The organism is Paenibacillus solisilvae, assembly GCF_042656405.1.
Taxonomy (GTDB): Bacteria; Bacillota; Bacilli; order Paenibacillales; family Paenibacillaceae; genus Paenibacillus_Z; species Paenibacillus_Z solisilvae.
Window position 1 is genome coordinate 48,301 of record NZ_JBHSOW010000068.1, and the last position, 14,753, is coordinate 63,053.

The 14,753-nt window shown below is 48.4% G+C and carries 13 protein-coding genes; all 13 read left to right on the forward strand.

Annotated elements, in window-relative coordinates; genetic code table 11:
- Nucleotides 1-66 precede the first annotated feature (66 nt).
- Nucleotides 67-1,581: an ABC transporter substrate-binding protein gene (locus ACFPYJ_RS18555; protein ID WP_379189667.1), complete on the forward strand. Its 1,515-nt coding sequence runs from the start codon at nt 67-69 to the stop codon at nt 1,579-1,581.
- Between the two features lie 196 nt (nt 1,582-1,777).
- Nucleotides 1,778-2,698 (forward strand): ABC transporter permease, encoded by a 921-nt coding sequence (locus tag ACFPYJ_RS18560; protein ID WP_379189668.1) that lies wholly within the window; start codon nt 1,778-1,780, stop codon nt 2,696-2,698.
- A 14-nt stretch (nt 2,699-2,712) separates the two neighbouring features.
- Nucleotides 2,713-3,585 carry a carbohydrate ABC transporter permease gene (locus ACFPYJ_RS18565; RefSeq protein ID WP_379189669.1) on the forward strand — a complete coding sequence of 291 codons (873 nt, stop codon included), beginning with the start codon at nt 2,713-2,715 and terminating at the stop codon, nt 3,583-3,585.
- Between the two features lie 234 nt (nt 3,586-3,819).
- The gene (locus tag ACFPYJ_RS18570; protein WP_379189670.1) at nt 3,820-7,251 is read left to right on the forward strand and encodes a hypothetical protein; all 3,432 of its coding nucleotides are present in this window, start codon (nt 3,820-3,822) and stop codon (nt 7,249-7,251) included.
- Between the two features lie 478 nt (nt 7,252-7,729).
- Complete coding sequence (gene ehuB / locus ACFPYJ_RS18575; protein WP_379189671.1) at nt 7,730-8,644, forward strand: ectoine/hydroxyectoine ABC transporter substrate-binding protein EhuB; 915 nt, start codon at nt 7,730-7,732, stop codon at nt 8,642-8,644.
- 1 nt (nt 8,645) lies between these two features.
- Complete coding sequence (gene ehuC, locus ACFPYJ_RS18580; RefSeq protein WP_379189672.1) at nt 8,646-9,296, forward strand: ectoine/hydroxyectoine ABC transporter permease subunit EhuC; 651 nt, start codon at nt 8,646-8,648, stop codon at nt 9,294-9,296.
- Nucleotides 9,297-9,303: 7 nt separating this feature from the next.
- Nucleotides 9,304-9,969, forward strand: coding sequence for an ectoine/hydroxyectoine ABC transporter permease subunit EhuD (gene ehuD, locus ACFPYJ_RS18585; RefSeq protein ID WP_379189673.1), 666 nt, complete (start codon nt 9,304-9,306; stop codon nt 9,967-9,969).
- A 98-nt stretch (nt 9,970-10,067) separates the two neighbouring features.
- The gene (gene ehuA / locus ACFPYJ_RS18590; protein WP_379189790.1) at nt 10,068-10,832 is read left to right on the forward strand and encodes an ectoine/hydroxyectoine ABC transporter ATP-binding protein EhuA; all 765 of its coding nucleotides are present in this window, start codon (nt 10,068-10,070) and stop codon (nt 10,830-10,832) included.
- Between the two features lie 20 nt (nt 10,833-10,852).
- Nucleotides 10,853-11,389 (forward strand): diaminobutyrate acetyltransferase, encoded by a 537-nt coding sequence (gene ectA, locus ACFPYJ_RS18595; RefSeq protein ID WP_379189674.1) that lies wholly within the window; start codon nt 10,853-10,855, stop codon nt 11,387-11,389.
- The gene (gene ectB, locus ACFPYJ_RS18600) at nt 11,386-12,687 is read left to right on the forward strand and encodes a diaminobutyrate--2-oxoglutarate transaminase (protein ID WP_379189676.1); all 1,302 of its coding nucleotides are present in this window, start codon (nt 11,386-11,388) and stop codon (nt 12,685-12,687) included. The genes ectA and ectB overlap by 4 nt, the downstream gene beginning before the upstream one ends.
- A 99-nt stretch (nt 12,688-12,786) precedes the next feature.
- Nucleotides 12,787-13,191 (forward strand): ectoine synthase, encoded by a 405-nt coding sequence (locus ACFPYJ_RS18605; protein WP_379189677.1) that lies wholly within the window; start codon nt 12,787-12,789, stop codon nt 13,189-13,191.
- Between the two features lie 5 nt (nt 13,192-13,196).
- On the forward strand, nt 13,197-14,111 hold the full coding sequence (gene thpD / locus ACFPYJ_RS18610) for an ectoine hydroxylase (RefSeq protein WP_379189678.1): 915 nt from the start codon (nt 13,197-13,199) through the stop codon (nt 14,109-14,111).
- Nucleotides 14,112-14,633 carry a DUF2179 domain-containing protein gene (locus ACFPYJ_RS18615; protein WP_379189679.1) on the forward strand — a complete coding sequence of 174 codons (522 nt, stop codon included), beginning with the start codon at nt 14,112-14,114 and terminating at the stop codon, nt 14,631-14,633. It abuts the gene before it with no gap.
- Nucleotides 14,634-14,753: the final 120 nt, after the last annotated feature.

Sequence of the window (14,753 nt, forward strand, 5' to 3'; positions counted from 1 at the left end):
GAGCCAAAACGCAAATAATCGGTATGTCGCTGTTCGGTTGATCATAAAACTGGAGGGGTTAAAACAATGAATTTAAGAATGAAAGGTATCTTGTTAATGGTGGCATCGCTATTACTGGCAGGAACATTGGCAGGCTGCGGTTCCAATGAGGCGCCACCTTCCGAAACCGGCAAACCGGCAGCTTCCACGGACGCCAAATTAGATCCGGTTACACTGAAAATCATGTTCCCGGGAGATCCGCCGGCCAATTGGAGTGAAGTGAAGGGAGAGATGGAGAACCGTCTTGCCGGTTCGCTCAATGTGAAGCTGAACATCGTGTTTATTCCATGGGCGGATGTTCTTCAGAAGCGTCAAGTCGCATTATCATCCGCGGAAGACTACGATCTGATCTGGGATAATAATCCGGTACAAAATATTGCCGCCGGTCTCTACGAACCGTTGGATGAACTCATCGAGAAGTATGGGCCTGAAATTCAGAGCAACCGCTCTCCGCAGCTGCTGGAAGCCAACAAAGTGAACGGCAAATTGTATGCGGTTCCACTTGAAGTGAATTTCATACGTCCATGGACGTTTGTTATACGCAAGGACATTCGAGAGAAGCTGGGTATTGCGCCTATCAAGAGCTATGACGATCTGATCAAATTTATGTACACCGTGAAAGAGAAGGTACCGGAGGTTACCCCGTTCATCCCTAACGGTACTGAACATGTTGGTGTGAGGTTGGCAAGTATGCTTGATCCGAAAGCCAACCTTGCCCCTGTATTAAATTATCCCGGACTGTACACCAAAGGCAATGATGGCAAGGTCTATAATATATTTGATGACATGGACCCTATGCTTATGGAAAATTTCGAACAAAATCACAAGTTCTATAAGGATGGGATTCTTGCCAAAGATGCCCTTTTGCTTAAAAATGGGGAATTCACCAAAGGAAAAGCAGCTGTTTCAACCTTTTTTGATTTCGGTGTAAATCTTGGTACCCGTACAGGATTAGAAAAGTCGGTTCCGGGAGCCACAGCGGAAGCTTTCAGCCTGTATGACCCCGGCATGAAGCTTAGCTCGACGTACAAAGCAGGCAACTATATTGCCGTTCCTGTTGTCAGTAAAAACAAAGAACGCGCCATTCAATTCGTCAATTGGCTAAACCAGAAGGAGAATTACGACTTGCTCGCGTACGGAATAAAGGGCAAAAACTGGGAAGAAGCGGGAGAAGACCTTTATAATCCCATCCAAGAAAACCCTTATGCCGGTATTCCCTTCGCTTGGGGCTGGAACCCCAAGCTGGATCGCATCGATGCCAGCTTACCTGAAGATGTCATCAAGCTGAATAAGTGGCAGCGGGATCCTAGTCATTTCACAACAGATATTCTCTCAGGATTCACCTTCGATCCAAGCCTGGTATCCAATGAGGTTGCACAATTGAGCAACGCTGGTAAAGAGTTCTATGATCCGATTGTATTGGGTCTGGTAGAACCGAAAGAGGGTTTGGCCAAGCTTAAGGAGATTACTTATGAGAATGTAAAGAAAATCCAAACCGAGTATCAAAAGCAGCTGGACGCATTTCTGGCAAGCAAGAAGTAATTGACCCTATAAGCCGGCGACCTTGAATCTAGGTCTGCCGGCTTTTATATTGGTAAACTCCGTACTTCCGTGAGTGATAGAATTCAAACCTCATAGGGTGTTACAGTTCAAACTCATTAATAAAAGCAAGACTATGCACGCAGCTTCACGAATGCGTAGTATTCAAGTATATACGAAAGGAAAGGTGAGCAAGAACATGAGTATGATACTGGAACTCAGGAAAAACAAATGGCTGTATACTATGGCGCTTCCCGTGATTGTTTACGTATTTATTTTTTCTTATTTACCAATGTCCGCACATATATTGGCCTTCAAGCAGTTTATACCTGCCAAGGGGCTCTGGGGGAGCCAATGGGTGGGACTCGATAATCTTACGTTTTTTTTCACAGGTCCGGATTGGCTGGGGGTTACGTTAAATACGGTATTCTTGAACCTTCTGTTCATTACGGCAGGCACCGTTAGTTCATTATTAATTGCCCTTCTTCTGAATGAAATCAGACAAGTATTTTTCAAGAAAGTGACTCAATCTCTCGTGATTTTGCCGCATTTTATTTCCATTATCGTCGTTAACCTAATGGTCATGAATTTTTTTAACGGACAGGACGGTATGATTAATCGAGTGTTGAAGGATTTCGGTTATCAAACGGTCGATTGGTTTCAAACACCTTCAGTCTGGCCAATGCTGTTGACTTTCATATTCGTATGGAAGGGAGCCGGGTGGGGTTCAATTATTTATCTTGCAACAATAACCGGATTCTCAGAAGAATATTATGAAAGCGCAAGAATCGATGGTGCCAAGCGATGGCAACAGATCTGGTATATTACCCTGCCGCTGCTCCGGCCGACCATTATCGTACTGACACTGTTAGCGCTAGGACGAATCTTCTACGGTGATTTTGGTTTGATTTATGGAATCATAGGAGACAATTCTCTGCTCTTCAAGGCTACGGATGTTATCGATACTTACACGTACCGATCCTTGAGGGATGTCGGAAACATGAACAGCTACAGCAATGCGGCGGCAGTAGCATTATTCCAGTCGACAATGGGTTTTATCACCATTCTTTTCTTCAATTGGGTTGTCCGGCGGGTTGACAATGACTCGAAGTTATTCTAGAGAGGAGCTTTAGTATGAAAGTGAAACAACAAGAAGCATCTCAATGGGCCGTATCCGTCGTGGCATATGTATTCATCGGTTTTTTTGCCCTGCTGTGCTTTATTCCCTTCTGGCTTGTGTATATTGGATCGTTTACAGCGGAGCATCAGGTTGTCAAAGGCTTTCAAATGCTGCCTACGGAATTTTCGCTTGATTCCTATCGCTTCTTATTTGACGGCAGCCAGGTGTACCGAAGCGGCTTTGTTTCCATTTTTATTACAGTGGTCGGTACCGCCGGAGCCGTACTCATGACTTCCATGTTCTCCTATGTTGCAGCTCATCTGAAGGTGAAATACCGGAATTTCCTTTCTTTTTACATTTATTTCACTCTGCTGTTTGCACCTGGTCTGGTAGGCTATTATTTGCTCATCTCCAATTGGCTGAGCTTGCGTGACTCATTATTAGCGTTAATCTTGCCGCAAATGTTCTCCGCATTCAACGCATTCTTGATGACATCTTATTTTCGTACGCTTCCTTTTGAATTAAATGAGGCAGCGACCGTGGATGGAGCGCATGAGCTGTATATCTTCTTCCGGATCATCTGGCCGATCTCTATGCCTGTGATCGCAACAATCACGCTGTTCTATGCACTTTCCTATTGGAATGACTGGTTTAATGCGCTGATGTTTATTGATGATCCGCAGAATCATCCGCTGCAGATGATGTTAAGAAGAATCGTGTCCAATGCGAATCTAGATTATTTAAATACGAATGTAAACATTCCTGTTTCAGCATCAGGCGTTCAGCTTTCGACCGTATGTATCACGATTGGGCCGATCATTTTCTTGTACCCATACCTGCAGCGCTATTTCATTAAGGGTATGACGATTGGCGCGGTCAAGGGGTAGTTATTAGCGTTCACTTCCTATATTGCGGAGGAACTTCGATTAATCGCCGATTAATATTATGTAAGCGCTTATTTATTTAAGAGCAAATATTGTAAATATGAAAGGAGGTGGTCTATGCAGCACTAAAATCAAACCTTTCAATACTTGTAGAAAACTTATGCTTTTGAAGTAAGTTTTCTCGCCTGCTAACGCGGCCATCAAAAACTTTTTTTGGAGGAAAGAGGAGGTTAAATGATGGGAAAATGGTGTAAATGGTATCCAACTCGTGTTTTGACCCTATTTCTGGCATTGATAATGGTAGTAACGTTTATCCCTGCCGGAGGTGTTTTCGGGGCAGGCACGCTGCTTAAAACCGGAAATTATTACTATAGCCTTGCCCCGAATGGAGGTAGTCTTCCTGACAAAGGAATGACCGGGCTCGTATCCTCAACCAATGGTGTGCTGCTTGACGGATTAACCACAACATATGCCGGATGGACGGGGAGCGCGACATCCCCCGGGACTGTACAGGTGGTATTTGACCTGCTGAAGGACTACCCGCTGGAAAGTATTAATGTCGTATTGAATTCACCCAATAGTTTTTGGGGGTTTAAAGAGTTTACGGTAAAATACCGCCCTGAGGCTGTAACGGATTATTACTATATTGCTGCCAAACACATCAGAACACCTGGAATAACCTCAACGAGCCCAAGCTCAACCTGGAACTATTCGGTCAATATACCGATGTCGAACAAGACGGCCAGATTTATTGTAATCGATATTAAGCGTCCTCATGCCTTTCAGCATATCCCCCTCACCGAAGTTCAAATTTATAAAGGGACCGGACAGGAAGGCGTGAATCCCGGACCTGCGCTTACTGCGGAGCAAATGGCTCTCGAACTGAAAAAAGACGGCTTAATGGCAGACAAGTATGGGCAGTGGGTTTATGAAACCTGGCCTGGAAAGGTAACATCCGACGAGCAGCTGCAGCAGGAATATATGAATGAGGCGGATGCACTTTCAAATGTTTCACTGGATCTTACAAAATACGATCCGTACGGCGGGATTAAAAACGGCGGACAATACGCAAACACCGGTTATTTCAGACTTCAACAAATCGATAATAAATGGTGGTTTATTACCCCGGATGGGTATAAATTTATTCTAAAGGGCGTGGATGCCACAAGTATTTGGGAGTGGGGATACGGGACGCCGCTTAACAAAGCTGACGGCATCACCCCGAGACAGGTGTTTGAGGAACTTCCTGATCCGGTCGCATATGCTCCTGCCTATGTAAATGATGCCAATGGTGAAAGAGTAAGCTTCGTCGTCGCCAATGTTATGAAAAAGTACGGCAGCAACTATGAGTCGAAATGGGAGGATATAACCAAGAAGCGTTTGATAGATTGGGGCTTCAACGCCTTTAGCAAGTGGACCAGGCCCCAAAATGTAACATTTCCATACATTCAGGTCTTGCAAGACCCAAGTAGTTTAAGAAGGATTCAGTGGACATACGATGTTTTTGACCCGCAGAGTGAATCCATCATAGAAAACGCATTGATCAACCAGCTCCAAAATGCGAAGAATGATCCGTGGCTAATCGGTTATACATACGATAATGAGGCTGGGTGGACAACCGATATCGTAAAAGAGGTACTGACATATACTTCGACATCTCCGGCTAAAAGTGCATTTGTGGATTTTCTTGCACCAAGGTACAACAATGACATTGCTGCCGTCAACCAGCTTTTAGGAACGAGCTCTGTATCGTTTGCCGAGTTAAAGAATACTTCGATCAATATTTCCAAGGTTCCTTCTGTTGACGTGTCGGATTATATCAAGCTGGCATCCAGAACCTATTTCTCAACAATCAAAAATATAATCAAAAGAAATGATACAAATCATCTGTTCCTGGGTTCGTCTGTAGTTCCCACCTGGCGGACCAGTTTAGATTGGGATTCGGCGGCAATGGAGTTTGTAGATGCTTTTTCAGTAGATAATTATACGAATAATGCAGATTGGATAAACAGATATGAAGCTTTCGGAAAACCCCTATTGAATTTGGAATATACCTTTAGTACGACCGAGCGCGGTTTGTCACCCGTAAATGCGGCTACAAGTGTAGCAAGTATAGCGGATAGAGGTTTGGCCTTCAAATCTTTTGTGGAAAGTCAGACATCACATCCGTTATTTATTGGCTCAGGTTATTTTTCGTACTATGATCAAGCGGTAACATGGCGTAAAGACGGAGAGAATTTCAATATAGGTTTACTAAACCAACAGGATCAGCCTTATACAGATATGGTCAATATCATGAAGACCGTCAATGCAGGTTTGGAAAATGTACATTCTAATGAGATTAACCTCGAGCTCGATCCTTCTGCGCCGAACGGCCTGAACGGATGGTACACGGTGCCTGTAACCGTAACGTTGTCGGCCGCCTACGGGAACGTGCAGTACAGTCTGGACGGCGGAAGCAGCTGGAGCGCCTACGACGCGCCTGTTACCCTGGGACGGGAAGGTTCGAACCAAATGCTGTATCGACCGGTAACCGTAACCGGTTCGGTTTATCCAAAATCGGTAGAGGCGAAGATCGATCTGACTGCGCCGCTAGTTCATATCATCGGAGAACCGTCCTATACCATTGATCAGACGGTTAACATCATCTGTAATGCGGTTGACACCGTATCCAGCGTCACTTACTCTTCGTGCGGCGCTCCGCTCACGGATGTCAAGGCGTATACGCTTGAGCCGGGTGTTCACAGCGTAACAGCGGAAGCGGAAGATGCCGCCGGACACCGTGGATCGGCCGAACATTCGTACAGTGTCTATGCGACATTTGACAGCCTGTCTGCGCTAACCGGTACATTCGCGGCCGAAACCGGCGCTGCGGGCGCGGTGAAAATTGCAGCATCGCTTCAGCAGCAGCTGGAAACGGCCGAAGCGAGAGCCGCCGAAAGGAAAGGAGCGGAAGCCCGTAAACTGCTGCAAGCGTACATCAATGATGTGAACAAGCAAAGCGGCAAAGTGTTCACGGCCGAACAGGCGGCGGTGCTGGTCCGCTGGGCGCATTGGCTGCACGATGTGACGCCGCTTGCGGGAGGAGCTCCGGGAAAACCGTTGCTGTCCGATAACAACGGGTATGACACGGGATTGAAAGACGGCAGCTATACCATAACCAAGAACCTGTGGTGGGGGAACAACGGTACAGAGTTCAAGCTGTACGAGAATGGCGTGCTGATAAACACGCAGACATTAACGGACAACTCGCCGCAGGCGCAAATCGTGAAGACCGATATCGCGGGCAAAGTGAACGGAACGTACACGTATTCCTGCGAACTGACGAACACCTTCGGCTCGACGGCATGCGACCCGCTTGTCGTGACTGTAACCGACGCAGCGCCGGGCAAGCCGGTGCTGTCCCATAACAACTGGGACGGCAGCGGGAATTATTACGTATCGATGAACATGTGGTGGGGAACGAACGGTTCTGAATTCCGCCTGTACGAGAACGGTAAATTGATCGACACCAAGCCGCTGAGTGAAGGGACACCGAACGCCCAGAAGACGGTCACGAATATTTCCGGCAAGGCGCCGGGCGTATACGAGTACCGCGGCGTATTGGTCAATGCCGCGGGTGAGACATCCAGTGAAACGATCACTGTTACCGTCAAGCTGGAAGATTGACCGGCAGTTGATAAAGGTGCGCCCAACTTGGGATCTGGTCAAGCCCAAATTTGTAGACTGCCCGGTGTCTTGGTGACAAGAACATTGTCCTATTAAAAGTCGCATAAATAGCGGCTTTTTTTATTTTTGTGGGATCAAAGTTCTAATTCGCCATTGTGCGACAGAGATGGTTTTTTTGTTATAAAAACACACATTTTTAAATATAAAAAATATTTATGATATAAAGTTAGAAAATATGTCGATTTAAAAATAAAAAATATTTATATATCATAGATGGAAAGCTTTGTAAATCAAAGAGTGGGGGATGATTCAACCTTATTTTGGAGGAATAGGGAGTCTCCGCCCGTTGAGGTGCTCTCTGCAAACGAGAGCCATAAATAAGATGAATTATCAGACAATTCAGGAAATGACCTCCCGGAATAAAGGTGGTAGCCTTATACAAGTGTTCTAAATAAATGACGAAAGGATGGGGGAACTTTTGAAGAAGAGAGGAAAGGCATTCGTCTTGCTTTTACTGCCGATTCTATTGCTTGCGGGATGTGGACAAAAGGTAGATGAACAGGCCGCGGCAAACGGCAATGCAGGCGTATCTGGCGATGAAGCCGCTCAAGGTACATTAGCTGAAGCCAAGAAGCAGGGATTTATTACAGTAGGGTTTGCAAACGAGAATCCATACGCCTACAAAGATGGCAGCGGAAACTTGACAGGGGAGGCGGTCGAGATCGCCCGTGTGATATTGAAAAGGCTCGGGATCAACGAAATGAGAGGCGAGTTAACAGAGTTTACATCACTGATCGCCGGGCTGCAGGCCAAACGGTTCGACCTTATTACAGCGGGGATGTTTATTAATCCGGATCGCTGTCAGGCTGTGCTGTTCGCCAATCCTGAGTACAGTATCGGGGAAGGGATTGCTGTCACGAAAGGAAATCCGCTTAAACTTAATAGCTATAAGACGATCGCGGTTCACGATAAAGCGAAGGTTGCCGTTATGGCTGGAGCAGTTGAAATCGGCTATTTGAAAGCATCGGGCGTTCCGGAAGACCGCATGGTCGTCGTTCCGGATCAGGACGCGGCGATAAGCGCGCTGCAATCGGGCCGTGCAGATGCCATGACGATGACAGGACCCGCCTTGCAATCCCGGCTCGATACCGCTAAAGACAGCAATCTGGAACGTGTGATGGAATTTGAGCAGCCGGTGGTGGACGGCAAGGATGTGCGCGGTTTCGGCGCTACCGCTTTCCGGCCGGAAGATACAGCTTTCCAGGAAGCCTTTAACGCAGAGCTGCAGAAGATGAAGGACTCAGGCGAGCTGCTGACGATATTAAAAAAGTTCGGTTTCACAGAGCAGGAACTGCCCGGAGACACAACGGCCGAGCAGCTCTGCAAAGGGTAACATGAAGTCGGTCTGGTCGGATATGTTCCCTTTGCTGCTCGAGGGCGCGAAGATTACGATTCAAGTTACGGCATTATCCGCTATCGTCGCCCTGCTGCTGGCAGCGTCTTCCGGGCTGTGCCGGATGTCGCGCTTTGCGGTTGCCCGAGGCATCGCCCGCGTATATGTCGACTTGTTCCGGGCGTCTTCACTTCTTGTTCTTATGTTCTGGATATACTTTGCTCTCCCGTTTGTCGGTATCGAGCTGAATAAGCTGACGGCTGCGGTTCTTGCGATTGGATTGAACTATGGGGCGTACGGTTCGGAAATCGTGCGAAGCGCTATCTTGGCAGTGCCGACAGGTCAGCAAGAAGCTGCCGTGGCGCTTAACTTAACCCCGGCGCAGCGGATGTGGCGCGTTATGATTCCGCAAGCGATTGTTCGGATGCTGCCGCCATTCGGTAACTTGCTTATAGAACTGCTCAAATCGACCTCACTTGTTTATTTCATTACGCTGACCGATCTCTGTTATCAAGCGATGATTCTTCGCAATAATTATTATCCTTGGACACCGCAAATTTTCGGTCTCTTACTCATTATCTATTTTATTTTGTCCGCATGCATTACGGTAACGATCCGGCTGCTGGAACGCAAATACGCGGCTTGGAGGTGAACGGAACATGTGGAAATGGGACTATGTATTTTCTCTATTACCCGATTTGCTCCAAGCTTTCCGGGTAACATTAACCGCGACTTTATGCGGGTTTGTTGTTGCGGCGCTGTTTGGACTGCTGCTTGCGATCGTGTACCGTTCCAGATTTGCCGCAGTTAGAATGACGGTTCGGGGCTTTATTGAATTCGTACGAAGCACACCGCTGCTCGTGCAGGTGTTTTTTCTCTATTACAGCCTTCCGATGCTGACGCCGTTCTCGTTATCGGCGTTTACGACAGGCGTGATCGCTCTCGGTCTGCATTACAGCACCTATATGTCCGAGGTGTACCGGTCCGGGATCGAAGCGGTGCCCCGCGGACAATGGGAAGCGGCCTCAGCTCTCAATTTATCAAAGACGAAAACGTGGTCGACGGTTATATTGCCGCAGGCCATTCCACCGGTAATCCCGGTTATGGGCAATTATTTGATCGTTATTTTTAAAGAAACACCGATATTATCCGCTATTACACTCGTGGAACTGCTGCTCACTGCGAAGAATGAGGCTTCCACTTCGTACCGCGTTTTTGAGCCCTATACCATTGTCGGCGTGCTGTTCCTGGTCATTAGCCTAGTTGTATCGGCGCTGGTGAGGGTCTTGGAAAAAAGGATGAACGGCAGATTTGTCCAAAGATAAGGGCAAATAGGAGGAGGGAAATGAAAGTGAATGCTCAATTGAATCAAGCTCCTTTGGCTGCTTTGCGGGTTGTGCCAAAAGCCGATGCAGATGCGGGAATGCAGCCGATTGTAAAATATGAACAGATTACGAAATCCTTCGGTGAGCTGGAGGTGATCAAAGGCATTGATCTTGACATATACCCGGGGGAGAAAATCGCCCTCATCGGTCCGAGCGGCTCCGGCAAAACAACACTCGGCCGATTATTGATGACGCTTGAGGAGCCGACGGGCGGTACGATTGAGCTGGACGGTGAGCTGCTGTGGCATATGGAAGTCAAGGGGAAGCGGGTCCGGGCAAGTGAAAAGCATTTGCACCGGATGCGGGGTAAGGTCGGTATGATTTTTCAGCATTTCAACTTGTTCCCTCACTTGAATGTTCTTCGCAATGTGACGATGGCGCCTCACTGCGTTCTCGGTTTATCGAAGGAAGAGGCGCGCGAGCGTGCCGTTACGATGCTGCGCAAGGTGGGCCTTGAGGAAAAGTTGGAAGTGTATCCTTCCCAGCTATCAGGCGGACAGAAGCAGCGCGTTGCGATTGCCAGAGCCCTTGTCATGCAGCCTAAGGTGATGGTATTCGACGAAGTGACCTCTGCGCTCGATCCCGAGCTTGTCGGCGAGGTGCTGGAGGTTATTAAAGAGATTGCCGCAGAAGACGATATGGCCATGCTGCTCATTACGCATGAGATGGAATTTGCCAGGGAAGTTTCGGATCGCGTCATCTTCGGCGCGGAAGGCCGGATTGTCGAGCAGGGAACACCTGAAGAAATATTCGAAAATCCGCAAAGCGAGCGTCTTCAGTCTTTTCTGGGACGATTTCGTTAGAGCGGATGACAGGTAAGGGGGTGAGGACAATAGGAGCGAATGATGAGCTGCTGCTGGGCAAACCGTCCGCGTCCGATGGAGTGAGAGTTTGGCGTCTGGTAAAAGAAGTCGGTTCTCTCGATTTAAACTCTGTCTACAGCTATATCATGCTGTGCGATATTTTTCGTGACACCTGCATCCTTGCAGTGAAGGATGATGCAGTCATTGGTTTTGTTTCCGCCTACCGCAGACCGGATCGGCCGCAAACGCTGTTTGTTTGGCAGATCGCGGTTGCAAGCTCTTTGCGGGGGCGCGGTCTAGGGAAAAGAATGCTGAGAGAGCTGCTTGGGCGTAAGGAAAATGCGGATATCCGCTATGTCGAATCGACGATTGGTCCGGACAATACGGCTTCCTGGCGCCTGTTTCTAAGGCTTGCCGATGAGAAGGGCGGTCAATCCGATGTTTCTGAATGTTACCCGGCGAAGTTTTTTCCGGAAGTCTCCGCTCATGAGCCGGAGCTGTTGTTACGAATCGGACCGTTTATAAAGAAGAAAGAATTCGAAGGAGTGATTCGGTGAATCTTCCACAGAAGGAAGCAGCGTCGCTGCATGTTTTTGATAAGTTGGAATCAGAGGTGCGGAGCTACTGCCGCAATTTTCAAACGGTTTTCGATAAAGCAAGAAATGCCAAAGTTTGGGATGTAAAGGGCAATGAATATATCGACTTCTTTGCAGGCGCAGGGGCGCTGAATTATGGACATAACAATCCGGCTATCCGCCATAAGCTGATCGACTATATGCTTGAAGATGGTGTGACACACAGCCTCGATATGGCGACAAGAGCGAAGGAAACGTTTCTTATGCGGTTTGACAGATCCATTCTGAAACCGCGCGGGCTTAATTATAAAGTCATGTTTCCCGGTCCTACGGGAACTAACTCTGTGGAAAGCGCCTTGAAAATCTCCCGCAAAGTGACAGGCCGCAAAAATATTATTTGCTTCACGAATGCGTTTCACGGCATGTCCCTCGGCTCGCTCGCGGCAACAGGCAATGCCTTTAAACGAAAAGGAGCAGGTGTCGATCTTCCGAATACGACCTTTATGCCCTATGACGGCTATTTGGGCGAACGGATCGATACGGCGGATATTCTGGCGAAGATGCTAAGCGATCCGGGCAGCGGAGTTGACCTGCCGGCTGCAGTAATTTTGGAGACGGTACAGGGGGAAGGCGGACTGAATGTCGCCAGCTTCGCTTGGCTGCGGCGGGTTCAAGCGCTCTGCCGGAAGCATGATATCCTGCTTATCGTGGATGATGTACAGATGGGATGCGGTCGGACCGGCACGTTCTTCAGCTTTGAAGGCACGGGCATCCAGCCTGATATCGTCTGTCTGTCAAAGTCAATAGGCGGTTACGGCTTGCCGCTGGCGCTAACTTTAATCAAACCGGAATATGATCAGTGGCTGCCAGGCGAACACAACGGTACTTTTCGCGGCAATAATCTCGGTTTTGTGGCAGCGGCGGAAGCGCTCTCGTACTGGGAGAAGGATACGTTCCAGAGCGAGCTTGCAGGGAAAATACGCAGCATTCGGGCCGCATTGAAGGAGATGCTGAGGGCTCATCCAGAAGTCGATGCGCACATCAAAGGCAGAGGCATGATCCAGGGTATATCGTTCGGACAGCCAGAGCTTGCCGCACGATTAAGCGCCGCGGCCTTCAAAAACGGCGTCATAATGGAAACTTCGGGACCGAATGATGAAGTGGCGAAGCTGATGCCGCCGCTCACCATTGAAGCATCTGTTCTTGAGCAAGGACTTGCAATCATCAAGAAGAGCTTCGAAGAGATCGTTCAAGCCGAACCCGTCAAGGCAATGGTGTAACCTGCACCTGCAGGTGTATGCTTCCGAAAGGAGTGGTCAGCTCGCACAGTTTGACTAGTCACGGAAGTATCGCAAATAACTCTTAAGGAGCGTAAACATATGATTGTAAAGCATCTGGAAGCTGTTATTGACACGAAGGACGATATCGACACAGAGACTTGGAATGCGCGGCGGCTGCTGCTCCGCAAGGATGGTATGGGTTTCTCCATGCATGATACGATTATTAAGGAAGGTACCGAGACCCTGATATGGTATCGGAATCATGTGGAAGCTGTCTACTGCATCGAAGGGGAAGGCGAGATTGAATTGGCCAGCGGCAAGGTTTATCCCATTCGACCGGGAATGCTGTACGCGCTGGATGGGCATGAGAAGCATTATCTTCGGGCGAGAACCCAGCTCAGAATGGTATGCGTGTTCAACCCTCCTCTGACAGGCAGTGAAGTTCACGATGAAGATGGCGTCTATCCGTTGGTGGAAGAAAATGAACTGGAAAAGAGGTGCTGATGAGCATGTATCCGTTTTTGAGACCCGAGCAGTACAAGGTAAAGCAGCCGACTGACAAATATCCTTCCCGAATTTCCGACAAACCGGTGATGATCGATCGGGATGATCCGGTTGTATACGGAAAATGGCATAAAGAAAGTTCGCTTTCGGAGGAACAGTCCGCATTTTATGAAAAGAACGGCTATCTGTTTCTGGACCAATTCTTCTCGCCGGATGAAATCATCGAGTGGCGTCAGGAGCTTAGGAGGCTGCAAAAGCTTTATGAACAGCGCGAGGCTGAGTATGTCATTCGAGAGCCGGGAGGCAGTGATGTGCGTTCAATCTTCGCCGTACATGAGAATAATGAGCTGTTCAAGCAGCTTTCGGCAAACCCGCGGCTGACAGCAATCGTGAATCACCTGCTGGGATCGGACACCTATATTCACCAGTCCCGCATCAACTTCAAACCGGGCTTTACCGGTAAAGAGTTTTATTGGCATTCGGATTTTGAGACGTGGCACGTGGAGGACGGCATGCCGTCAATGCGGGCGCTTAGCTGCTCGATAGCGCTTGAAGACAATTTTCACTTTAATGGTCCGCTTATGGTTGTCCCCGGCTCTCATAAGAAATTCGTCTCCTGCGTCGGCAAGACGCCGGATAATCATTTCAAGCAATCGCTTCGCCGCCAGGAATATGGGGTTCCCGATCCGGACAGCTTGACCAAGCTGGTGAAGCACGGCGGAATCGATACGATCGTCGGAAGTGCAGGATCTATTGTGCTGTTTGATTGCAATATCATTCACGGCTCGAACAGTAATATTACGCCGCTTCCGCGCAGCAACGTGTTTCTGGTCTACAACAGTGTGGAGAACACATTAACAGAGCCCTATTCCGGGCAAAAGCCAAGACCGGACTATATAGCTGCGCGCTCTATTCGATAGATGAGCCCGCTCTTTCTCATCCTCTCGATTATGGCGATTAATATCGCTTATGTCTCGATATTCACTCTGCGCCTTATCCTCGTCATCAAAGGCAGGAGAGGCGCGGCCTCCTTTCTTGCCATGGCGGAAGTATTTATTTACTTAGCGGGGTTAAATCTTGTGCTTCGAAACCTATCGGACCCCATCCATATGGCGGCTTATTGCGTGGGATTCGGAATGGGCGTTTACCTGGGCAGCAGGATCGAGGAATATTTGGCGCTTGGCTATTCGGTCGTTCAAGTGATCACCGAATCGGATAAGTCCGCTCTGCCGGAAAAGCTGCGCAGCTTTGGCTACGGGGTTACTACATGGACGGCGGATGGAAGAAGCGGCAAACGGCTTGTCATGCAGGTTCTCGTTAAACGGAGAAATGAAAGGCAACTGTTGAAAAGCATTATGATGGTGGCGCCCAAAGCATTCGTCATCTCTCATGAACCTAGACAGTTCAAAGGCGGCTTTTGGGCCAAAATGATCGAACGATAAAAAAACCTTGCGCGGTAGCTTTTGCCGAAGCGGACGGCTGCAACAAACAGATGACCATCGCGGCAGCAGGCGGATATGCGAAAAAACCTCCGGGGCGACTGGAGCGGCCGGAGGAATGTG